Below are 19,396 nucleotides of genomic sequence, written 5' to 3' on the forward strand. Positions count from 1 at the left end.
ATGAAAAATGAAAACGCTCAGACATTAGATAAAATGAGGAGATTTGGATGTATTCCATTTAACGATCCTTGGCCAAACTATGTAAAGAAATTCAATTTAACTAATGTCCATATCAAAGAATTAACGGAAGTAATTGATTCTTCTAATTTGAGTTTAGTGACGAATAGATGTTCCGAGGAAGAATTTTTTCCAATGCATGCATGGAGAGCTCTTGCCCAACTTAAATCAAAAGAGTGTGTTCCAGTATTACTAAAAGCGCTACTAGCAACTGTAAATAAGGATGCGTTTTGGTATCGAATAGAGCTTCCAAATATGCTAAAGGTAATAGGAAGTGAATCTATTAAAAGCATTGAGGTTTTTCTGAAAAAAGAAATTGATTGGGATTATAAAGTGATTTTAATAAAAGGACTAGTTGAAATCGCGATTAATGAACCAAAACAAAAAAACTTGATTTGGTCTATCATTCATAATGTATTGAAGGATTATAAAAATAATGACCTTTCATTTAATGCAAGTGTTTTAAATGAGGTTTTTAAACTCAGGCCTTTTGAATCTAATTTGATAAAAACAATAATCGATGAAAATAAAATAGATCTAGATTTTATTGATAAAAAAGAGCTTCAAAGTTTTATTAAAGAATCAAAAATGTATGAATAATTAAATGAAACGTTCAAAGATAGAAATCAATATAGCTATTGATTAATAATTACTTTCAATATTAAAAATAATAGTATATCTGGTTCATGAATACCTGAAAGGAAAAACAGCTTTTAGATGAAGGTTCTTGTATAAAGAGCACAGGTAAAAACCCCTTTAAAGATTAGTTTTTAACCCTATTTAAAATCAGTGAATTAAAAGTAAATTTAAGATCTAAATTACCAAGCCAAATCTGAATGTTTAAATCTCAATTATTCACTAAAGTGTGTTACAATGAAAAAAACAGCATATCAAAAAGAATTGGTTATTAAAACAACTCAGAAAAGAAGAGGAGTTGACAATAGTAGGAAAGAAGTAAGGAAAATTCAATCTTGGTTAACATTGTTTTCCATTCCTAACCCAGGAAGTGGAACTGCGACAGAGATCGATGGAGATTTTGGCCCAGCAACAGAAAGAGCAGTGAAGAATTTCCAGATATTCCATAATCTCGAAACTACAGGGATTGTAGATCAGGAATTATTCAGCAAGTTATGTTTTGGACTAAAAGAAGCTTTTGAAAAACCATTATTAAACACGAACCTACGAGATTTAATGGTAGAAGTTGCAGAAAACCATTTACATCAACATCCTTTTGAGTTAACGATCAATGGAGAATCCAATAGTGGTCCTTGGGTACGTAGTTATATGGATGGAAATGATGGTTCCTTATGGTTTTGGTGTATGGGATTTGCGCAAGCAATTTTAGATCAGGCTGCAAGCGCTTTGGGTAAAAATTTTAAAACCTTAATGCCTTTAACATACAGTTGCGATACCGTGGGAAATACAGGATTAGAAAAAGGATTGTTATCCAGATATCAAAAGATTCGACAAGATCCAACGATTATAAAGCCAGGAGATATCTTCTTAATTCAAAAATCGAGATTGGATTGGACGCATACTGGAGTGATCATAGCGGTGGATAATGATGTGATTGAAACCATAGAAGGGAATACAAATCATCAAGGTTCTAGGAATGGCGTTGCAGTAATGAAAAGAACAAGAAGCTTTAGAAGATCTAAAATAGATGTGTTTTCAATAGAACCTTTAGTGTAAAAAGCATGACAAAAACATTAATTCAAAACACCGCACATTTCGATAGTAAGTTATCCTACTTGCGAGAAGTAATAGCATATCGTTTAAAAGATAGTTATACGAATGATGTTCCTGTTTTCCCCAGGTTTGACGAGATCATTTCAGATGATTCGTTATTTTCGGAGTTTGCCAGAGTTAAGCAATTATCACAGGATGAGATAATCACGCTGTTACTGGCAATTGTTCCTCACCTAATGCCTAACTTTTTTACGTCTATCATATCTGATTTTTTACCAAATGGAGGAGAATTACCAGAATTTGGTGGAGTAAAAGGAAAAAACCATAGAGGTATTATCCCTACAGGAGAAACAGTACAGTTTATTTTAGGAGGCAATGATATTCAAAAGAGGATAGCATTGACTGAAATGTTTCACGAAGATCATCTTTTTAAACAAGAAGGAGTCCTTTATTTAGATTCCATTCCAATGGGAGAACCCAGAATGAGTGGGCGTTTGATTTTAGATGAAGAGTATATAGCACTATTTAGCACAGGAAGTATATTGAAACCTACAATGAGCAAAGATTTTCCTGCCGAAAGAATAGAAACTCAATTAGAATGGACGGATTTAGTATTACAATCCAAAACTTTACAGCAAATAAAAGAGATTGAGTCTTGGCTTAACTTTAATGAGATGGTGCTAAATGACTGGGATATGAAATCCAGAATCAAACCTGGTTATCGTATTTTGTTTTCGGGACCTCCAGGAACAGGAAAGACTCTTACAGCAACCTTGTTAGGAAAGTATACTGGATCAGATGTATATCGTGTAGATCTTTCCATGATAGTCTCCAAATATATCGGAGAAACAGAAAAGAACTTATCCAAACTCTTTGATAAGGCTAAAAATAAATCTTGGATTTTATTTTTTGATGAAGCAGATGCTATTTTCGGAAAAAGAACTAATGTTAGAGATGCTCATGATAAATATGCAAACCAAGAAGTATCCTATTTATTACAGAGGATCGAAGCACATCCTGGACTAGTAATTCTAGCTACTAATTTTAAAAATAATATCGATACTGCGTTCACAAGGAGATTTCAATCTATTATAGAGTTTGAGAATCCATCTTATAAAGAGCGATTGGAATTATGGAAGAATAATCTCCCTAATAAAGTACCATTAGCTAATGAAGTTTCTCTCGAAGATGTTTCTAAAAAATATGCGCTTACCGGAGCAAACATTATGAATGTGATACAATATGTTTGTCTAAAAACCGCGGCATCACAACATGCTGAAATTCTTTTAGAAACCATTTTAGAGGGTGTGAAAAAAGAATACTTAAAAGAAGGTAAAATGATCACGATATAAAGTGATTTTTAATAGTTTATGAACTATTTATTCATGTTATTAACAATCCTATAGATTAAAAAGAGGAAATCAATATTTTTAAAAACAATCGTCTTTGGATACCAGAATATATTCAAACAATCAGGGTATCAAGAATTAAAAATATTGGCACATGAATCGATTAATCGTAGTATTTTTTTCAATACTAATATTGGCTTGTAATACCTCAGAACCTTCATCCGAAAAAACTGTAAAAGAACCCGCAACGATAGCATCGGATACTATTAAAGTAGTTGTTGAAAAACCTTTAGAATTAACCAAGAAACAGGCAGTTTCCTTATTAGAATTACCTTTAGCTTGCATCAATACGGAATACCCAAATAAATTAGGGCAAACCATAGGCGGTAAAGAAGATATTGGAGAGCCTAGTGTATTACACCCAGCGTTTTATGGATGTTTTGATTGGCATTCTTCGGTGCATGGACATTGGTCCTTGGTAAAGTTGCTAAAATCCTTCCCAGATATCGAAAACGCTGCGGATATTAAAACAAGGCTCTTAGCCAATATTTCTAAAAAGAATATTGAAGCAGAAGTTGTCTATTTTGAAGGGAAACACAATACTTCTTATGAGCGAACATATGGTTGGGCATGGTTACTAAAATTAGCAGAAGAAATTCATTCATGGGATGATCCTGTCGCTAAAGAATTAGAAATGAATTTAAAACCGCTTACCGATCTTATTATACAACGATATATCGATTTTCTACCAAAATTAAAGTACCCAATACGAGTAGGAGAGCATACGAATACTGCTTTTGGATTGTCGTTTGCCTACGATTATGCAGTTGCTTTGGATCATCAACTCTTAAATGAAGCTATAACCAAAAGAGCAAAAGAGTTTTATACAAACGATACCTCTTGTCCGATAGGTTGGGAACCTAGTGGGTATGATTTTTTGTCTCCTTGTTTAGAAGAGGTCGATATTATGAGAAAGATTTTATCTAAATCATCTTTTGATGCTTGGGTTCAAGATTTTATGCCGCAACTTAAAAACAAGGATTTTGATATTCCAGTAGGAGAGGTTTCGGATAGAACAGATGGTAAACTTGTACACTTAGATGGACTTAATTTTAGTAGAGCATGGGTTTTGTATGGTTTAGCAAATCAATATCCAGAGTATGAACATCTTGTGAATATTGCGAATAAGCATGTTAACTACTCATTGCCAAATCTTGTTGGGGATAGTTATGAAGGAGGTCATTGGCTAGGATCTTTTGCCATCTATGCGCTTCAAAAATAGACTAGTAACACAGCACTAAAAACATAGATGAATGTTCTCAGCGAATGTTCATTGTCCTATTAATATTCTAATACATAATTATATGATCAAATGGCTTCCTAAAATAGGTCCAGGTACCTTAGTAACTGCTGCATTTATTGGTCCTGGTACCGTTACGGTCTGCACAATGGCTGGAGTACAATTTGGTTTTACCTTGCTTTGGGCTTTGGTATTATCGATTGTAGCTTGTGTCGTTTTACAAGAAATGTCTGCGCGATTAGGACTGGTAACACAACAAGGATTGAGTGAAGTAGTAAAGTCTCAGTTTGCAAATAAAGCTATTCGTTGGATACTTATTGCATTGATGCTATCCGCAATCTTTATAGGAAATGCGGCTTATGAAGCAGGAAACATTAGTGGAGGTGTCCTTGGAGTATCTACGATCATAGGATCTCCTACCATACAGATTGGAAGTATACCGCTTAACTATGTCAGTGTTTTGATCGGAATTGTCGCTTTTTTACTGCTGTATATAGGAAATTATAAGATTTTAGAGCGAAGTCTTATCGTTTTAGTACTGTTCATGAGTCTTGCATTCATTATCGCAGCAATGGTAACAAAACCAGACATATCTCTTTTGGTAAAAGGGTTTATCCCTGATCTCTCTTCCGATAAAATACTGACCATAGTTGGATTAATAGGTACTACTGTGGTTCCTTATAATCTGTTTTTACATGCCTCTATTGTAAGTGAAAAATGGAATTCAAAGGATGACTTACCAGCAGTACGAAGAGATACCGTAGTAGCAATAGTACTTGGAGGATTGGTTTCGATGGCAATCATTGTGGCAGGAGCAGCGATCCAGCAGTCAGAAATAAATAATGCAGCTGATCTGGCAAAAGGGTTAGAACCTGTTTTTGGGTCAATGGCAAAATATGTCCTATCGCTTGGGTTGTTTGCAGCTGGAATTACATCTGCAATCACAGCTCCTTTAGCAGCAGCATATGTGGTGAAAGGATGTCTTGGATGGGAGGATGGATTGAAGAGTAAACGCTTTAGAATGGTCTGGATGTTTATCCTTTTTTTAGGCGTTTTATTTTCATCTTTTGGTATCAAATCTATTGTCATTATTCAGTTTGCTCAAGTGGCAAATGGAGTCTTACTACCTATCGTAGCGATCTTTCTTTTATGGGTCATGAATCAGAAAAAATTATTGGGGAATTATACGAATTCTAAACTGCAAAATATAGTGGGTGTTTTGATAGTGTTTGTAACATGCTTTTTAGGGTTTAGAGGTATCTGGAAAGTGTTGATAAGTTTGTAGGAAATAATTTTGTAAAATGTAAGAATTTGAAAAAAGTTTTATTGAATGCAGATGTTGGAGAAGGGGCAGGATTTGATGATCAAATTATGCCATATGTTTCGTGGTGTAATGTTGCTTGTGGTGTGCATGCAGGTGATGACGAAGAGATAAAAAAAACAATAGATTTAGCTATACAGTATAATGTAAAAATTGGAGCACATCCTTCATATCCTGATCGAGAAAATTTCGGAAGAGTGTCTATGAAAATTTCTCAAGAAGATTTAATCAATACATTGACCGATCAAATTTTGAAAGTTAAAAAATTTACCGAAGAAGCAGGTGCGAAATTACATCATGTAAAACCACATGGAGCATTGTATAATGATGCTGTGAAAAATAAGGGTGTTGCTAAAGCCGTTGTTAATTCGATTCAAAATATAGATAAAAGTTTATTAATAATATCGCCAAAAGATTCTGTTATTTCTTATTTTTACAAAGATGATTTTGAGATAAAATATGAGGTTTTTGCGGATAGGAAATATAATAATGATTTAACATTGGTGTCGCGATCCGAAGTTGGTGCGATGATCGAAAATCCTGAAAAAGTTTTTGATCATGTTTGGAAAATGATTTCTGAAGAAAAAGTAAAAACAATCAGTGGGGAAGAAGTGGATGTTTTTTTTGATACAATTTGTGTGCATGGCGATAATCCAAAATCTGTTGAAATTTTGAAGTATATATATAAGGAGTTGATAGCTAAAAATTACGTGCTAAAATGAAGAATTCTGATGTAAAATTTGACTATAAACAATACAGTGAGAATTCAATTTTGATTCAAACCGATGCAAAAGTTGATGAAAATTTGTTGAATTTGTTGATTTTTCATAAAAAATCAATCGAGGAATTTTACGGTAAAGTAATTGTTGAAGTAATTTTATCATATAACTCGTTATTAATTTTATATGTGTCCACTATAGAGAATGTCTATGATAGGTTTTTTGAACTAAAATCACTCGTTTCTGAGGAAGGTTTAAAAATGAGGGTAAAAAAACGCCTGTGGAATATACCTGTTTGCTACGATGAAAATGTGTGTCCGGAAATAGTTTCGTTTGCTGATCAAAAATCAATGAGTGTTGATGATATTATTTCACTTCACACTACTCCATTATATACAATTCATTTTATCGGTTTTTTACCAGGATTTTTGTATTTGAGTGGTCTTGATAAAAAATTGATAACTCCAAGAAAATCAAATCCTAGTCGTTTTGTAGAAAAAGGATCTGTAGCGATTGGTGGAAATCAAACTGGAATTTATCCATCCAATAGTCCAGGTGGTTGGCATGTAATTGGCAAAACTCCTTTGTCTTTTTTCGATGTCAATTCGGATCCTTGTTGCTTTGCTACTCCTGGTGATAGGTTAAAGTTTATATCGGTGACAGCAAATGAATATAACGATATAGGTTTATCTATTTCTAATCAAAATTATCAATTAATTCCTGAGTATTTATAATTGTTATGGTAGAGATTTTATCTTCAGGTATGTATACGACGATTCAGGATAAAGGGCGTTTTGGGTTTTCAAAATTTGGCGTTCCACAAAGTGGTGCTATGGATAAAAGATCTTTTAAGTTAGCAAATGCTTTGTTAGGTAATGATGAGAATTGTGCGGTTATAGAGTGGATGATAATGCCGCCGATTTTAAAGTTTTATGAAGAGTCGGTAATAGTTCTCACAGGTGTAATATGTGATCCTTATATGAATGATCAACCTGTAAAATTTAATCAACCTTTATTAGTAAATAAAGGAGATGTTTTAAGGCTAAAAAATATATCAAAAGGTGTTTTTGGTTATGTAGGAATAAAAAATGGATTTTGTGCGAATCGTGTTTTGAATAGTAGGTCGCAATATAAAAATATTACAGCTTCAGAAAAGTTGGTCAAAACTGATAAGATATCCTATAGTAGTTATTGTGGATTTTCGACATCTTTATCTTCTGTGAAAATTGAAGATGATTGGCTTGGTCTGGAAGTTTTAGAGGTGTATCCAGGTCCTGAATATGATCTGTTAAGTGATACCGAAAAGACATCTATTTTAATGGGGGATTTTACTATTTCTAATGAGAGTGGTCGAATGGCAATTTCAATGAATGAAGTGTTCAAGAATAATCTAACTTCTATGATTTCGGTTCCAGTATTGCCAGGTACGGTTCAATTAACTCCTTCAGGTAGGTTGATTATCTTAATGAGGGATTGTCAAACTACAGGTGGATATCCAAGAATTTTTCAATTATCAGAGGAGGCAATTAATGTTATTGCACAAAAAAGGGTGAGTGAAGGTGTAAAATTTAAAATGTTGTCTTCTTTTTAGTTTGTAGAGTTATTAAGCTCCTAATTCTAATTGATTTTTAACTAGATTGTAATATTTACCTTTTAGTTTGGTTAGCGATTCATGATCTCCACTTTCTGCAACTTCTCCGTTGTCTATAACTACGATTTGATCAGCATCTTTTACTGTACTAAGACGATGAGCAATAACAATAACCGTTTTTTCTTCTAAGAATCTATTTAAATTTTCTACTATTATACGTTCGTTATTTGTGTCTAAGGCACTTGTGGCTTCATCAAAGAAAACAATTTCTGGGTTTTTGTATACTGCTCTTGCAATTAGTATTCTTTGTTTTTCTCCAGTGCTCAGACCTATTCCATCACTCCCTATTTTTGTGTTATAACTTTGAGGGAGTCTTTCGATAAGATCTTTGACGTTGGCTATTTCTACTGCTTTTATTAATCGTTTTTTATCTACTTCTGAATGCCCTATAGTAATGTTTTTAAATATAGTATCATTAAATATATATCCTTCTTGCATTACAACTCCACATTTGTTTCTCCAAGATCTTTGTGAGAAGTTTTCAATACTCTGATCTTTTAGTTTTATTTGACCTTTAGTTGGTTCATAAAACTTTAGTAGTAATTTGATTAATGTTGTTTTTCCACTGCCACTAACACCAACTATTGCTGTTGTTTTGTTTGCAGGAATTGTAAGGTTAATGTTTTTTAGTATGTTTTCTTTTCTACCTGGATATGAAAATGATAAATTTTCTATTGTAATATCTTGATTAATGTTTGTGACATCTGATTTGGATTCATTGATATTTTCTTCGTCTTGTAACTTATGTATTTCATTTAATCTTTCTATCGCAATTTTTGCATCCTGAACGGTATAACTGTTTTTTAACATTTCTTGCAATGGCCCATTCAGTTGTCCGATGATGTACATTATAGATAGCATCATCCCCAATGTTAACTCTCCATCTATTACTAGTTTAGCAGCAAAAAAAACAATAAAAATGTTTTTGAGTTCATTAATAAGTGATGTTCCGATATTTAGAAGTTGTTCAAGTGATAATTTTTTTGTGGCCACTCTAAATATTCTTGCTTTAATGAATTCCCATCCCCATCTTTTTTCCTGCTCTGCATTATGCAGTTTTATTTCTTGCATTCCGTTTATAAGTTCAATAATCTTGTTTTTTTCTTCGCTCATTAAGTGAAAATGCGATGAATCTATAATCGCTCTTCTTTTAAAGAACAGGGTTATCCAACCAAAATATATGATCGTTCCTATCATAAAAACACTAAAAATTTTCAGGCTGTAGTATGCTAGAATACTCCCAAATACTATTATATTAAGAATGGAAAGAATAAAAGATAGAGGAGAGTTTGTTAGTAAATTCTCAATCCTTTTATGATCATTTACTCTCTCCAAGATATCACCTGTTAATTTTGAATCGAAGTAGGAAATTGGGAGATTCATTAGTTTAATGAAAAAATCCGAAATTAAAGATATACTAATTCGAGTAGATACATGTAATAGTATCCAGCCTCTAACAATGTCTAAACTAATCTTACCAATAAATAAAAAAATCTGCGCGAATAATACAATGTAGATAAAATCAATATCTTGATTTTTTATACCTATATCTACGATACTTTGTGTTAGAAAAGGAAATACTAGATTGAGAATACTAGTGGCAATGATTCCTATTGTTAATTGAACTACGAATTTTTTATGAACAAGAAGGTAGCTTATAATGTGCTTAAAACTCTTTTTGAAATTTTCATCTTTCTGAGAGGTGTCTTCAGTTTCATAAAGTTTAGGTGTAGGTTCAAATATTAGCACGAGACCTTCATTAGAGTTCTCATTTGCACCTCTTCCAATCCAGTTTTGGATAAATTCTTTTTTAGAATATTTTATAGTTGTAGATGCTGGATCAGCAACATATACATATCGTTTAGATACTTTGTATACAACCACAAAGTGGTTAGTCTTCCAGTAAATAATAACTGGTAGAGGTACTTCTTCAAAAAACTGAATAGGATTTATTTTTACTCCAATAGTTCTGAAACCAATTTTATCGGCGGCAATACTCAATAATTGCATATTGGTACCTTCTCTTGTGGTTTCAGTATAATCAGTTATTTTTTTTAAAGAAATACTTCTTCCATAGTATTTAGAAATCATTCTAAGACAAGTCGCACCACATTCCATGGAGTTTAGTTGTCTATAATGGGGGAATTTTTTACGCATATCTAATGTTAATTCCAGGTGTTGGAATATGGGTCAAAATTGCAAAGATCTGACTTGAAAAATTTTTGTTCTTTAATGGTAATGTCAGAACTAGAAGTGCACATATGTCTAAACTGGCAATCTTTGCATTTCTCTATGTTATTATTCGAGATGAAATATTTTTGTTTGAAATCATCTGTTTCAATTATAGTTTCTATGCTATCTTTCATTACATTACCATACACTTTATCATGTGATATGTAATTCTTTATATCTCCATTTGTATCAATAGAAACTTTTCTATATAGCCCGGTATTATAGGCTAATGATTCGTAGTACATCTGGTGTGTAATGGTAAAAGAATTTAAAGTAATGGCTTCTTTGGTGTCTTTAGAAAGCTTTTTTGAAGTGTATATTAAGTTTTTTACTGATTTTTTCTCCACCTTAACTTTTTTGTCTTCTTGTGCTCCAAAAACAATCAAAATTGTTCTGGGGTATTTTTGGACAAATTTTACTAAATCAAGCTCTTTATATTTTATATTATGTGGAATAAAAATTTCTACTTTTCTAATAGAACTTTCTTTAATAGAATCTAATGTTTTGCCCAAATTATCTAGAGAGCAATAATCATAACATCTAAATTGGATTAATTGGCAAGATAATCGATCTAATTGGTTTAATACATCAGCGATGTCATACCTGGATGATTTATCAAAAGTAATAACAGAAGAAATTATTTTATATGGAGAATGAAACGTGGTTTCAGTTGGATTAAAAGGCACCGGATTATAGGTATAAAAACCATAAGAATTATTGACAAAATACTCAAAATATTGGTCAATGCCATCATCATGTTTATGATCGAATAAAGATTTAATATCTTGTATACTTTGTTTACTTATTACAGATTTTAGAATGTCATAGAGCAAGTTTGGAATTTCTATATAAGCTCCTCTATCCAAATCCATAATAATACTCTGAGAATATCCTTTTATAGGAATGCAAGTGGGAAATAATAAAAAATGCGATTTTTTTACTGGTATGTTCATTTAGCTTAAATCTAATATATTCGAGTTCTTTTTATAGAAATCCATGATAGCACCTTCGCTTTTATACTTTTTCATGTACTGAAATTTCTCAGGTGTATTTCTTTTATCTTTTTCTTTAATAGATAGAAAATGTACATCAAAGGGTATTGCAGGGTGTTCAGGGAAGGATAAATGTTCTTTGTATTTTGTCTTTTTCATAGATTAGCTCTTATTAATTAAATGTTCGGCAATTTTTTTATTTAGGTAATAATTACATTGCATAGATACATCGCCGAATTGACCTACTGGATTAATTTCTAAGAAATAATAGTAACCATTTATACTTTTCATGATATCTATGGCTCCATAACTTAGATTTAATTTATTCATGAGCTGTTTGATACTTGTTTCTATTGTTTCAGGAAGTTGATATGGGATATATCTAGTAGGTGTATTAGCATCTCTATTTCGCATATCAATTTTTGTCTGCTCATTAAGTTGACTAAAAATACATGCAGAGTAACATGAGTCGTTTAAAAAGATCGTACGTATTTCATATTCTTTATCTATACATTCCTGAAATAGGGAAGGAGCAAATACCTTAGGAGTGTCTTTAAGGTTGTCTATTAGCGTGGTATATTGATGAATAGATAACTCTGTATTTGTATCTTCTGTAGGGTGTTTATATTCAGGTATGATTTCATGCAATGATTTAGTGATAATTCTATGATTACATGATTTAAAAAACGTTTCAAGTTCTCTTTTAGAATTAGTAATGAGTGTTCTTGGGACTGTTAATCCAAGTTTTTCGGCCTCTTGCATTACTATAGGTTTGTTTAATTCAAAGGTTTTAAAGGATCCAAGATGGTTATTAGATTCCAATCTATACCCTAAATATTCCCAGAATACATCTATTCTTTGTTGTAACGTATAATTTAGAATGTTTTTGGGATAAATTCCATTGTATTTAAACTCTTCAATAAATGATTTTGTATTGTGATTTGGTCTTCTAAACCAGGTAGAATCTATCTTTGTAGGATTAGCATTCTCCGAAATTGATTGTTTTTCCTCTTTGTTGATTCCTCCAAATGTGAAGGATATTGTTTTGTCATTAAACTTAAAATGATCTTTATTATCCGATGGACCTATGAATTTTTCATATTTCTGATCATAATAATATAGCCAATCAATGACTCTATTTGTAGAAAAATCTACCTTTTCTGAAAAAATTAAATGCATACGCTTTTTGTGTTTCAAAAGCTATTGCATTTCGCAACAGCTTTTGTTCATGATCAAATAAATAAACTACTTTTTAATTAGGAGGCCATCCAGAACTTCCTCCATCTCCAGCATTAGCTCCTATACCGCACCAATATTGTACGGATTTTCCTTCTTGATCCAAGACTACTGCTTCTTTTTGATCTTTTAGACTGCTTAGTAAGCTGTCCATTGATTTTTGTTTTTTCATACAATGAAATTTTGTGATTTTCTGTTTAGAAAATCGGATTAATAATTATTTTTGATTATTGTCATAAACATCTAGATAGATCCTTTGTGAGGAGGATCTCCCGCACTACCAAAATCCCCAGCATTAGCTCCAATACCGCACCAATATTGTACAGATTTACCTTCTTGATCTAAGACTACTGCGTCTTTTTGATCCTTTAGACTACTTAATAAGCTGTCCATTGATTTTTGTTTTTTCATACAATGAAATTTTGTGATTTTCTATTTAGAAAATCGGATTCATAATTAATTTGAATGCCTGTTTTATTAAATCATAAAACCAGTATTCTTGAGATTTTTCTAGATTAGTTTGGAGGAAATCCTGATCCACCTTTATCCCCAGCATTAGCACCAATACCACACCAGTATTTTACAGATTTACCTTCTTGATCAAGGACTACTGCATCTTTTTGATCTTTTAGACTGCTTAACAAGCTGTCCATTGATTTTTGTTTTTTCATACAAGGAAGTTTTGTGATTTTCTATTTAGAAAATCGGATTCATAATTAATTTGAATACCGGTTTTATTAAATCATAAAACCAGTATTCTTGAGATTTTTCTAGATTAGTTTGGAGGAAATCCTGATCCACCTTTATCCCCAGCATTAGCACCAATACCGCACCAGTATTGTACAGATTTACCTTCTTGATCAAGAACTACTGCATCTTTTTGATTTTTTAGACTGCTTAGCAAGCTGTCCATCGACTTTTGTTTTTTCATACAATGAAGTTTTATGATTTTCTATTTAGAAAATCGGATTAATAATTAATGTAACTACAGGCTTTATAATAATATAAAGCCTGTGTTTTTTGAGATTTTTCTACATTAGTTAGGAGGGTGTCCTGTTCCTCCTCTATCTCCTGCATTGGCACCAATACCGCACCAATATTGTACTGATTTTCCTTCTTGATCTAAGACTACGGCGTCTTTTTGATCTTTTAGACTGCTTAGCAAGCTGTCCATCGACTTTTGTTTTTTCATACAAGGAAGTTTTATGATTTTCTGTTTAGAAAATCGGGTTTATAATTAATTTAAAAGAGGGTTTTATGGCCGCATAAAACCTTTACTATTTTGGATTATCAATTTGGTGGTTGACCACTGTTTCCATGATCTCCAGCATTGGCTCCAATACCGCACCAGTACTGTACGGACTTTCCTTCTTGATCTAGGACTACGGCGTCCTTTTGATCTTTTAGACTGCTTAATAAGCCGTCCATTGACTTTCGTTTTTTCATACAATAAAATTTTATGATCTTCTGTTTAGAAAATCGGTTTTATAATTAATGTAATTACAGGCTTTATAATAATATAAAGCCCGTGTTTTTTGAAATTTTTCTACATTAGTTAGGAGGATGACCTGATCCACCTCTATCTCCAGCATTGGCACCAATACCACACCAGTATTGTACTGATTTTCCTTCTTGATCAAGGACTACTGCGTCTTTTTGATCTTTTAGACTGCTTAATAAGCTGTCCATCGACTTTTGTTTTTTCATACAATGAAATTTTATGATTTTCTGTCTAGAAAATCGGGTTTATAATTAATGTAACTACAGGCTTTATATTATTATGAAGCCTGTGTTTTTTGAGATTTTTCTACATTAGTTTGGGGGGAAACCATGTCCACCTTTATCACCAGCATTCGCACCAATGCCGCACCAATATTGTACAGATTTACCTTCTTGATCTAGGACTACTGCGTCTTTTTGATCTTTTAGACTGCTTAACAAGCTGTCCATTGACTTTTGTTTTTTCATACAATGAAGTTTTATGATTTTCTGTTTAGAAAATCGGGTTTATAACTAATGTGATTACAGGCTTTATAATGATATAAAGCCTGTGTTTTTTGAGATTTTTTTACATTAGTATGGAGGGTTCCCTGTTCCTCCTCTATCTCCGGCATTGGCTCCGATGCCACACCAGTATTGTACAGATTTACCTTCTTGATCTAGGACTACTGCGTCTTTTTGATCTTTTAGACTGCTTAGTAAGCTGTCCATTGATTTTTGTTTTTTCATACAATAAAGTTTTATAATTTTCTGTTTAGAAAATCGGATTTATAATTAATTTAAAAGAGGGTTTTATGACCGCATAAAACCTTTGTTTTTTTAAGGATTATCCATTAGGTGGTTCGCCATGGTTTCCAAAATCCCCAGCATTAGCACCAATACCGCACCAGTATTGTACAGATTTACCTTCTTGATCAAGAACTACTGCATCTTTTTGATCTTTTAGACTGCTTAGCAAGCTGTCTATTGATTTTTGTTTTTTCATACAATGAAGTTTTATAATTTTCTGTTTAGAAAATCGGATTCCTAATTAATTTGAATACAGGTTTTGTTAAATGATAAAACCTGTATTTCAGATATTTTTCCGCATTAGAATGGAGGATTCCCCGCTCCACCTTTGTCCCCGGCATTGGCTCCAATACCGCACCAGTATTGTATAGATTTTCCTTCTTGATCTAAGACTACAGCGTCTTTTTGATCTTTTAGACTGCTTAGTAAGCTATCCATTGATCTTTGTTTTTTCATACAATGAAATTTTGTGATTTTCTATTTAGAAAATCGGGTTAATAATTAATTTAAAAAGTGTGTTTTATGACAGTATAAATCCTTACGGTTAAGGATTTATTCATTAGGGGGATTTCCACTATTTCCAAAATCCCCAGCATTAGCTCCGATGCCACACCAGTATTGTACAGATTTTCCTTCTTGATCAAGGACTACTGCGTCTTTTTGATCTTTTAGACTGCTTAATAAGCTGTCCATTGATTTTTGTTTTTTCATACAGTGAAGTTTTAAGATTTTCTGTTTAGAAAATCGGGTTAATAATTAATTTTAAAAGTATTGGCGGTTTAAATAAAAATGAATATTTCGCCAATTTTGTTTATTCGTTTAGTCAACCATCGGTTGTGTAAAATCTTCCAAAAATGATTCTCATGTTAATCATTAGTAACGGAGTTTTTTTATTTTTTATGGGAAAAAATGAGATTTCTAAAATGGTTGTATATTAATAATAACGACATTAATTTTTATTTGTTTCATTAATATTTATAGTGCTTTTGGTTATTTTAATAGCGGAAAAAACACCTTGGTTTTTTAGTTTTGTTTTGTCGGTTTTTTTGGTTCTATTTCAGTGTCTTATTATTTTTTGTATCTACTTTATTTCTAATAAGATGTATTTTTGATTAAAAAAATATGAATACTATAGTTTCGTGTCTTAGTTGATAAAATTGTTACCTGAATATTTGTTAAAAACCATAGCTTTTAATATTTATTTAACTATTCCTACACTATGATCTTACAAAACATTTAAGTCGGTTGTATCTTATTTTTTTGGATGTTGTATTAAAAAAGTAGAGGATGAATATATTTTACAATATCCATTTTTAAGAATGTACTTTACAGTAGTAAGTGTTCTAATAATAGCAAAATCATTCAATAATACTCTTCTTCTTTAAGAAAGTTTGAGATGGATGCTTTTTAAAAAAAAATTAGCAAGAAGAAAAGATTTCAAAACAACTTATATTGTTGCGTTCATTTACAATTGAAAAATTTAATCTTGCATTTGTTTTAGATTCTAAATTATTGTGTTATTTGTTTAATAGTTAACTTATAACAACTGGATAAGGAAGTCATTTCTAGGGGTAAAACCACCTGCTAGGTATAGGGGGAAAACCCCCTTTGTGTATTTTTTCTGAATTTTATGATATCTATTTAAGTGATTGATAATCAAAATATTGAAATTATGGTTTTTCCGTAAATAAAGTTTGCTAAAGGTTAGGGGTATTTGTGGATAATCTTGTTTTTTGGATATATTAGCGTTAATAAACCCATTAAACAAAATATTATGGCAAAAAAAGTACAAAAACCCCAAAAGTGTATCAACGTAGAAGAAGCTAGAGAGCTTCATGATAATTGGTGTAAGAATAGAGGAAAGCGTTTACAAAAGAAATTAGGATTCGAAGATGCACGCGAATTCCATTGGACCGTAGCTGAGTTGGAGGAGTATTTAGCATACGTAAAACAAGAGTCGGCTGACCAAGGGATTAATGACCCTGGAATAAGAGTTTACCTTGGTGCTTATTCTAAAGGTAAATGCAAAAGGGGAATAGGAAGAGCAACTGTTTTTTTCGCGCCTACAGGAAGTCGTGTTGGAGGTTTGGGAAAAGATGGAGGAAGTCCTGAAAATAATTATGATATAGAACCTTTTAACGGAGGAGGAGATGGAGAACCTCCACATTCTTTTTGATGAATAAATATATGCTTATAGTTAACAGTGTTGAGGTGTTAGCTGCAATAGCAGGCTCAATATATGTTTCAAAATACCGGATAGATCTATCAATTCGGTATTTTGTTTATTTTTTATGGTTTACCGTTTTAGTGGAAACAATAGGGTTGCTTCCTACTTTTATTTATTATTATGAAGATTTTTGTTTTCTAGATGATACTATTTTTAAAAAAAATAAGTGGCTCTACAATACTTACTACATAATAAGTTTTTCCTTTTACATCTGGTATTTTAAGTCGAACTTAAAAAAAAGATGGAATAGGAAGTTGTTAAGCTTGATTTTATTCCTTTATATAATTACAACTACTTTAAATTTGATATTTACAGATGTGTTTTTTAGTAGGACTTCATCATATACATATATTAACGGGTCTGTTTTAATTTTACTTAGTGTGATGTTTTACTTTTATGAAATGTTACAAAGTGATGAAATACTAAGTTTTAATAAATCACTAAGTTTTTATATTTCAATTGGAGCATTGATTTTTCATCTAGTAGTTCCTCCATTAATTATTTATGACAGTTACTTTAAATTAGATAAGAGTCCTGAATTTGTGGAAATTCGAAGGTTTATTATCCGAGGAGCTAATATTTTTATGTATACTTGCTATATATTTGGATTTCTTGTATGCTACAAAAAGAACAACTCTTACAAAAGGAACAGATCTTACTCATAGTTTACTTTTCCGTAATTATACTATTTTTTGCAGTTTTTGCCATAGTGTTTTTTGTAGCCTTTCAAAAAAGAAAAAACAAATTGCTTCTTGAGCGCTTAAAAGCCAAACAACGTTTTGATGAAGAACTCCAAAACTCAAAGCTCGAAATCCAAGAGCAAACTCTAAAAAATGTAAGTTGGGAACTACACGATAATATTGGCCAGTTGCTATCTACTGCCGTAATGCAAATCAATATTTTAAGCACCAATTTAGAACCAAAGATCAAAGATTCAGTTCAGGATATCCGAAGTTTGGTTGGTGATAGTCTACAAGAAATTAGAAATCTTTCTAAAACCCTAAATCACGAAGTAATACAAAATATTGGTCTGATAAAATCTATCCAGGTTGAGTTAGATCGGTTTAAAAAACTAAATTTCCTAACCCCAGAGCTTGTTGTTATAGGAGAAGAGTTGTTTATCAATCCTAAGGATGAAATTATCATCTATCGTATTGTTCAGGAGTTTTTCTCTAATACCATAAAGCATGCAGAGGCATCTCATTTATTAGTAAAACTAGAGTATTCGCCAGATGATTTAGTAATTATCATCAAAGATGATGGGGTTGGGTATGATATGGAATCGGTGCAAGCTAATTCTGGATTATTAAATATGAAAAGTAGAGCAGCTTTGGTAAATGCAACTTTAGACTGTATTTCGGAGCCTAATAAAGGAGTATTGCTTACCTTGCAGTACCCATTTAAAGAAGAAGATAAGGTATAACAAAATTAAATCGAAAATGAAGAAAAAGACTGTTGTCATTGTAGATGATCATCTTCTATTCGCTCAATCTCTAGAAAGTCTTATAACCAACCTCGAAGGATACGAGGTTTTGGCTATTCTAAAAAACGGAAAAGAACTCACACAATATTATCTGCATAAAAGAAAAAAACCAGAGCTCATCTTGCTAGACGTAAAAATGCCTGTGATGGATGGTATCCAAACCATGCAGTGGTTAAAAGAAAACCAACCAGAGCAGAAAGTATTGGCGCTAACTATGGAAGATGATGAAGAAACCATCATCAAAATGTTAAGAGCAGGAGCGAGAGGGTATTTGTTAAAGGATATTCATCCAGAGAACTTCGAGTTTGCTATGAAAATGGTTATCGAACAAGGGTTTTATTATTCGAGTAAGATAGAGACTGCGCTAAAATATACAGAAAAAGCAGATGCGAAGATTACCGAAAATCTTGCTGAAAAGCTAACCGATCGAGAATGGACTTTTTTAAAGTATGCTTGTTCTGAGCTTACGTATAAGAATATCGCGGGTGAGATGAATTTGAGTCCTAAAACTATAGAAAATTATAGAGAAGCAGTTTTTAAAAAATTACAAGTAAAGACAAGAGTAGGGCTCGTAATTTACTGTATGAAGAATAACTTATTTAAATTAGACTAAAGATTTCTATTCGTAACTATTTGTTTTTCAAAATTAATTTTTACTATATTTATCCCCATAAATGAAGAAAACAAATTTAAATATCATTAATGTCATTATTATCGAGGTGATTATTTCATCTTGGTAAAGGGATATGATATGATACAAACTTATACTAAAATCCCTTTACGTTCGTAAAGGGATTTTTTTATGAACTGTTTTAAACCAGTTCTATGAATAAATAAAATAATGAATTTAC

At 31.9% G+C, this 19,396-nt stretch carries 27 protein-coding genes; 11 read left to right on the plus strand and 16 right to left on the minus strand.

Going from position 1 to position 19,396, the window contains the following annotated elements; translation table 11 throughout:
* The 8 genes from ABD077_RS18425 to ABD077_RS18460 all read left to right on the plus strand — a co-directional run bounded on the left by ABD077_RS18425 (position 1) and on the right by ABD077_RS18460 (position 8,026).
* Positions 1 to 657 (plus strand): hypothetical protein, encoded by a 657-nt coding sequence (locus ABD077_RS18425; protein ID WP_343913704.1) that lies wholly within the window; start codon positions 1 to 3, stop codon positions 655 to 657.
* 273 nt (positions 658 to 930) lie between these two features.
* Positions 931 to 1,749, plus strand: a complete 819-nt coding sequence (locus tag ABD077_RS18430) for a peptidoglycan-binding protein (protein ID WP_343913705.1) — start codon at positions 931 to 933, stop codon at positions 1,747 to 1,749.
* A gap of 5 nt (positions 1,750 to 1,754) precedes the next feature.
* The gene (locus tag ABD077_RS18435) at positions 1,755 to 3,098 is read left to right on the plus strand and encodes an ATP-binding protein (RefSeq protein ID WP_343913706.1); all 1,344 of its coding nucleotides are present in this window, start codon (positions 1,755 to 1,757) and stop codon (positions 3,096 to 3,098) included.
* 151 nt (positions 3,099 to 3,249) lie between these two features.
* Positions 3,250 to 4,377: a DUF2891 domain-containing protein gene (locus tag ABD077_RS18440; RefSeq protein WP_343913707.1), complete on the plus strand. Its 1,128-nt coding sequence runs from the start codon at positions 3,250 to 3,252 to the stop codon at positions 4,375 to 4,377.
* Between the two features lie 82 nt (positions 4,378 to 4,459).
* A complete protein-coding gene (locus ABD077_RS18445; protein ID WP_343913826.1) occupies positions 4,460 to 5,680 on the plus strand; it encodes an Nramp family divalent metal transporter in 1,221 nt (406 codons plus the stop codon).
* 26 nt (positions 5,681 to 5,706) lie between these two features.
* Positions 5,707 to 6,438: a 5-oxoprolinase subunit PxpA gene (gene pxpA, locus ABD077_RS18450; protein WP_343913708.1), complete on the plus strand. Its 732-nt coding sequence runs from the start codon at positions 5,707 to 5,709 to the stop codon at positions 6,436 to 6,438.
* A complete protein-coding gene (gene pxpB / locus ABD077_RS18455; protein WP_343913709.1) occupies positions 6,435 to 7,169 on the plus strand; it encodes a 5-oxoprolinase subunit PxpB in 735 nt (244 codons plus the stop codon). The genes pxpA and pxpB overlap by 4 nt, the downstream gene beginning before the upstream one ends.
* A 5-nt stretch (positions 7,170 to 7,174) precedes the next feature.
* On the plus strand, positions 7,175 to 8,026 hold the full coding sequence (locus tag ABD077_RS18460; RefSeq protein ID WP_343913710.1) for a 5-oxoprolinase subunit C family protein: 852 nt from the start codon (positions 7,175 to 7,177) through the stop codon (positions 8,024 to 8,026).
* Between the two features lie 12 nt (positions 8,027 to 8,038).
* Here the strand turns inward: ABD077_RS18460 and ABD077_RS18465 are convergent, their stop codons facing one another.
* The 16 genes from ABD077_RS18465 to ABD077_RS18540 all read right to left on the minus strand — a co-directional run bounded on the left by ABD077_RS18465 (position 8,039) and on the right by ABD077_RS18540 (position 15,528).
* Positions 8,039 to 10,243 carry a peptidase domain-containing ABC transporter gene (locus ABD077_RS18465; protein ID WP_343913711.1) on the minus strand — a complete coding sequence of 735 codons (2,205 nt, stop codon included), beginning with the start codon at positions 10,241 to 10,243 and terminating at the stop codon, positions 8,039 to 8,041.
* An 8-nt stretch (positions 10,244 to 10,251) separates the two neighbouring features.
* Positions 10,252 to 11,271 (minus strand): grasp-with-spasm system SPASM domain peptide maturase, encoded by a 1,020-nt coding sequence (gene gwsS, locus ABD077_RS18470; RefSeq protein WP_343913712.1) that lies wholly within the window; start codon positions 11,269 to 11,271, stop codon positions 10,252 to 10,254.
* Positions 11,272 to 11,469 carry a hypothetical protein gene (locus ABD077_RS18475; RefSeq protein WP_343913713.1) on the minus strand — a complete coding sequence of 66 codons (198 nt, stop codon included), beginning with the start codon at positions 11,467 to 11,469 and terminating at the stop codon, positions 11,272 to 11,274.
* Positions 11,470 to 11,472: 3 nt separating this feature from the next.
* A complete protein-coding gene (gwsG, locus tag ABD077_RS18480) occupies positions 11,473 to 12,489 on the minus strand; it encodes a grasp-with-spasm system ATP-grasp peptide maturase (RefSeq protein ID WP_343913714.1) in 1,017 nt (338 codons plus the stop codon).
* A 73-nt stretch (positions 12,490 to 12,562) separates the two neighbouring features.
* Positions 12,563 to 12,718 carry a hypothetical protein gene (locus ABD077_RS18485; protein WP_343913715.1) on the minus strand — a complete coding sequence of 52 codons (156 nt, stop codon included), beginning with the start codon at positions 12,716 to 12,718 and terminating at the stop codon, positions 12,563 to 12,565.
* A gap of 71 nt (positions 12,719 to 12,789) precedes the next feature.
* On the minus strand, positions 12,790 to 12,957 hold the full coding sequence (locus ABD077_RS18490; protein WP_343913716.1) for a hypothetical protein: 168 nt from the start codon (positions 12,955 to 12,957) through the stop codon (positions 12,790 to 12,792).
* A gap of 104 nt (positions 12,958 to 13,061) precedes the next feature.
* Positions 13,062 to 13,217: a hypothetical protein gene (locus tag ABD077_RS18495; RefSeq protein ID WP_343913717.1), complete on the minus strand. Its 156-nt coding sequence runs from the start codon at positions 13,215 to 13,217 to the stop codon at positions 13,062 to 13,064.
* 104 nt (positions 13,218 to 13,321) lie between these two features.
* On the minus strand, positions 13,322 to 13,477 hold the full coding sequence (locus ABD077_RS18500; protein ID WP_343913718.1) for a hypothetical protein: 156 nt from the start codon (positions 13,475 to 13,477) through the stop codon (positions 13,322 to 13,324).
* Between the two features lie 105 nt (positions 13,478 to 13,582).
* Positions 13,583 to 13,738: a hypothetical protein gene (locus tag ABD077_RS18505; RefSeq protein ID WP_299260743.1), complete on the minus strand. Its 156-nt coding sequence runs from the start codon at positions 13,736 to 13,738 to the stop codon at positions 13,583 to 13,585.
* A 98-nt stretch (positions 13,739 to 13,836) separates the two neighbouring features.
* A complete protein-coding gene (locus tag ABD077_RS18510) occupies positions 13,837 to 13,992 on the minus strand; it encodes a hypothetical protein (RefSeq protein ID WP_343913719.1) in 156 nt (51 codons plus the stop codon).
* A 105-nt stretch (positions 13,993 to 14,097) separates the two neighbouring features.
* Entirely contained in the window at positions 14,098 to 14,253 is a 156-nt protein-coding gene (locus ABD077_RS18515) for a hypothetical protein (protein ID WP_343913720.1), read from the minus strand.
* A gap of 105 nt (positions 14,254 to 14,358) precedes the next feature.
* On the minus strand, positions 14,359 to 14,496 hold the full coding sequence (locus ABD077_RS18520) for a hypothetical protein (protein WP_343913721.1): 138 nt from the start codon (positions 14,494 to 14,496) through the stop codon (positions 14,359 to 14,361).
* Between the two features lie 123 nt (positions 14,497 to 14,619).
* Positions 14,620 to 14,775, minus strand: a complete 156-nt coding sequence (locus ABD077_RS18525; RefSeq protein ID WP_343913722.1) for a hypothetical protein — start codon at positions 14,773 to 14,775, stop codon at positions 14,620 to 14,622.
* 97 nt (positions 14,776 to 14,872) lie between these two features.
* Positions 14,873 to 15,031, minus strand: a complete 159-nt coding sequence (locus ABD077_RS18530; protein WP_343913723.1) for a hypothetical protein — start codon at positions 15,029 to 15,031, stop codon at positions 14,873 to 14,875.
* A gap of 104 nt (positions 15,032 to 15,135) precedes the next feature.
* Positions 15,136 to 15,291: a hypothetical protein gene (locus ABD077_RS18535; RefSeq protein ID WP_343913724.1), complete on the minus strand. Its 156-nt coding sequence runs from the start codon at positions 15,289 to 15,291 to the stop codon at positions 15,136 to 15,138.
* Between the two features lie 96 nt (positions 15,292 to 15,387).
* Positions 15,388 to 15,528, minus strand: coding sequence for a hypothetical protein (locus tag ABD077_RS18540; RefSeq protein WP_343913725.1), 141 nt, complete (start codon positions 15,526 to 15,528; stop codon positions 15,388 to 15,390).
* 1,081 nt (positions 15,529 to 16,609) lie between these two features.
* On the opposite strand from ABD077_RS18540, the gene ABD077_RS18545 reads away from it, so the two are divergent.
* The 3 genes from ABD077_RS18545 to ABD077_RS18555 all read left to right on the plus strand — a co-directional run bounded on the left by ABD077_RS18545 (position 16,610) and on the right by ABD077_RS18555 (position 19,158).
* A complete protein-coding gene (locus ABD077_RS18545) occupies positions 16,610 to 17,011 on the plus strand; it encodes a hypothetical protein (protein WP_343913726.1) in 402 nt (133 codons plus the stop codon).
* 796 nt (positions 17,012 to 17,807) lie between these two features.
* Positions 17,808 to 18,485, plus strand: coding sequence for a sensor histidine kinase (locus tag ABD077_RS18550; protein ID WP_343913727.1), 678 nt, complete (start codon positions 17,808 to 17,810; stop codon positions 18,483 to 18,485).
* 16 nt (positions 18,486 to 18,501) lie between these two features.
* Positions 18,502 to 19,158 carry a response regulator transcription factor gene (locus ABD077_RS18555; protein WP_299607169.1) on the plus strand — a complete coding sequence of 219 codons (657 nt, stop codon included), beginning with the start codon at positions 18,502 to 18,504 and terminating at the stop codon, positions 19,156 to 19,158.
* Positions 19,159 to 19,396: the final 238 nt, after the last annotated feature.

It is taken from the genome of Aquimarina litoralis, assembly GCF_039523995.1.
Classification (GTDB): Bacteria; Bacteroidota; Bacteroidia; order Flavobacteriales; family Flavobacteriaceae; genus Aquimarina; species Aquimarina litoralis.

What these genes read in the sequence shown, in the direction of transcription:
- ABD077_RS18425 (WP_343913704.1), top strand. Translation starts at nt 1, where the DNA reads ATGAAAAATGAAAACGCTCAGACATTAGATAAAATGAGGAGATTTGGA.
- ABD077_RS18430 (WP_343913705.1), top strand. Translation starts at nt 931, where the DNA reads ATGAAAAAAACAGCATATCAAAAAGAATTGGTTATTAAAACAACTCAG.
- ABD077_RS18435 (WP_343913706.1), top strand. Translation starts at nt 1,755, where the DNA reads ATGACAAAAACATTAATTCAAAACACCGCACATTTCGATAGTAAGTTA.
- ABD077_RS18440 (WP_343913707.1), top strand. Translation starts at nt 3,250, where the DNA reads ATGAATCGATTAATCGTAGTATTTTTTTCAATACTAATATTGGCTTGT.
- ABD077_RS18445 (WP_343913826.1), top strand. Translation starts at nt 4,460, where the DNA reads ATGATCAAATGGCTTCCTAAAATAGGTCCAGGTACCTTAGTAACTGCT.
- pxpB (WP_343913709.1), top strand. Translation starts at nt 6,435, where the DNA reads ATGAAGAATTCTGATGTAAAATTTGACTATAAACAATACAGTGAGAAT.
- ABD077_RS18460 (WP_343913710.1), top strand. Translation starts at nt 7,175, where the DNA reads ATGGTAGAGATTTTATCTTCAGGTATGTATACGACGATTCAGGATAAA.
- ABD077_RS18465 (WP_343913711.1), bottom strand. Translation starts at nt 10,243, where the DNA reads ATGCGTAAAAAATTCCCCCATTATAGACAACTAAACTCCATGGAATGT.
- gwsS (WP_343913712.1), bottom strand. Translation starts at nt 11,271, where the DNA reads ATGAACATACCAGTAAAAAAATCGCATTTTTTATTATTTCCCACTTGC.
- ABD077_RS18475 (WP_343913713.1), bottom strand. Translation starts at nt 11,469, where the DNA reads ATGAAAAAGACAAAATACAAAGAACATTTATCCTTCCCTGAACACCCT.
- gwsG (WP_343913714.1), bottom strand. Translation starts at nt 12,489, where the DNA reads ATGCATTTAATTTTTTCAGAAAAGGTAGATTTTTCTACAAATAGAGTC.
- ABD077_RS18485 (WP_343913715.1), bottom strand. Translation starts at nt 12,718, where the DNA reads ATGAAAAAACAAAAATCAATGGACAGCTTACTAAGCAGTCTAAAAGAT.
- ABD077_RS18490 (WP_343913716.1), bottom strand. Translation starts at nt 12,957, where the DNA reads ATGAAAAAACAAAAATCAATGGACAGCTTATTAAGTAGTCTAAAGGAT.
- ABD077_RS18495 (WP_343913717.1), bottom strand. Translation starts at nt 13,217, where the DNA reads ATGAAAAAACAAAAATCAATGGACAGCTTGTTAAGCAGTCTAAAAGAT.
- ABD077_RS18500 (WP_343913718.1), bottom strand. Translation starts at nt 13,477, where the DNA reads ATGAAAAAACAAAAGTCGATGGACAGCTTGCTAAGCAGTCTAAAAAAT.
- ABD077_RS18505 (WP_299260743.1), bottom strand. Translation starts at nt 13,738, where the DNA reads ATGAAAAAACAAAAGTCGATGGACAGCTTGCTAAGCAGTCTAAAAGAT.
- ABD077_RS18510 (WP_343913719.1), bottom strand. Translation starts at nt 13,992, where the DNA reads ATGAAAAAACGAAAGTCAATGGACGGCTTATTAAGCAGTCTAAAAGAT.
- ABD077_RS18515 (WP_343913720.1), bottom strand. Translation starts at nt 14,253, where the DNA reads ATGAAAAAACAAAAGTCGATGGACAGCTTATTAAGCAGTCTAAAAGAT.
- ABD077_RS18520 (WP_343913721.1), bottom strand. Translation starts at nt 14,496, where the DNA reads ATGGACAGCTTGTTAAGCAGTCTAAAAGATCAAAAAGACGCAGTAGTC.
- ABD077_RS18525 (WP_343913722.1), bottom strand. Translation starts at nt 14,775, where the DNA reads ATGAAAAAACAAAAATCAATGGACAGCTTACTAAGCAGTCTAAAAGAT.
- ABD077_RS18530 (WP_343913723.1), bottom strand. Translation starts at nt 15,031, where the DNA reads ATGAAAAAACAAAAATCAATAGACAGCTTGCTAAGCAGTCTAAAAGAT.
- ABD077_RS18535 (WP_343913724.1), bottom strand. Translation starts at nt 15,291, where the DNA reads ATGAAAAAACAAAGATCAATGGATAGCTTACTAAGCAGTCTAAAAGAT.
- ABD077_RS18540 (WP_343913725.1), bottom strand. Translation starts at nt 15,528, where the DNA reads ATGGACAGCTTATTAAGCAGTCTAAAAGATCAAAAAGACGCAGTAGTC.
- ABD077_RS18545 (WP_343913726.1), top strand. Translation starts at nt 16,610, where the DNA reads ATGGCAAAAAAAGTACAAAAACCCCAAAAGTGTATCAACGTAGAAGAA.
- ABD077_RS18555 (WP_299607169.1), top strand. Translation starts at nt 18,502, where the DNA reads ATGAAGAAAAAGACTGTTGTCATTGTAGATGATCATCTTCTATTCGCT.